Source organism: Serratia sp. HMSC15F11, from assembly GCF_001808215.1.
Classification (GTDB): domain Bacteria; phylum Pseudomonadota; class Gammaproteobacteria; order Enterobacterales; family Enterobacteriaceae; genus Serratia; species Serratia nevei.
Genome location: NZ_KV792438.1, coordinates 1 through 830 on the forward strand (window position 1 = coordinate 1; position 830 = coordinate 830).

Sequence of the window (830 nt, forward strand, 5' to 3'; positions counted from 1 at the left end):
TTATCGCCGTGAGTGTCCCTGAACGACTTTGTGAGACGTTGATTCTCTGAGAAGTAGTAAACCTTCAAACGTTCCCGTACTGGCTTCACACGCTCGCGTAAGCCCTCAAAATCAACTTTCTCGAATAGTTCTTTGTTGCCTTTGTAGATTAGAGTTTCCTCGAACAAATTCGACATGAAAGTAACATCGAGATCCTTGTACTTGGAGATGTTCACCCAAGCTAAGGTTGTAAGTTGCTTGCAATCATTTGAGTACACATCAATATTACCGGCTTTTCCAATTTTGTTGAAGAAACTACTATTCATTACGAAATGATCATAGGTTCCAACAAATTCAAATGAGTTTGACATTTGCTTTAGTAGATCATCGCTGAATTCAAGTACTGGCTTAGCTGTCAAGTACTGCTCTGATACCTCTTCAAAGTCACGAAAAAGTTCATTCTCAACTTCATATTTTTTCTCTGTGTTGATAACGTTGTATGCATGGAAGTTCACAACGTCATCAAGAAATATCTTCCAGTCTCTTAGTATCGATAGGTCACTAATTCCAAGAAATGCTTTCTCAGAAAGTACTAGTACTCTGTGAGTAGGCTTCATTAGAAATTCAATCGTATCATTTATTACATTACTGTGATTCGATGATGTAATCGCCGTGGCAATAGAACCTAGTTCTTTTGTAGTTTGTTCGATCAACTGTAAAGTACTTTGAACGATAATAAATTTATCATTCGAACGCTGTGCAATTGAAATTAGAGCATGAGTTTTCCCACTACCACAATCGGCAGAAATATATTTTAGCATTTTGCATTCCTATAAATAGTTTAGTTAGTT

The 830-nt window shown here is 36.7% G+C and carries 1 pseudogene; it reads right to left on the minus strand.

Annotated features, from left to right (window positions below):
* Nucleotides 1–800 (minus strand): annotated as a pseudogene (locus HMPREF3138_RS09120) (hypothetical protein); the annotation flags it as partial.
* Nucleotides 801–830 lie beyond the last annotated feature (30 nt).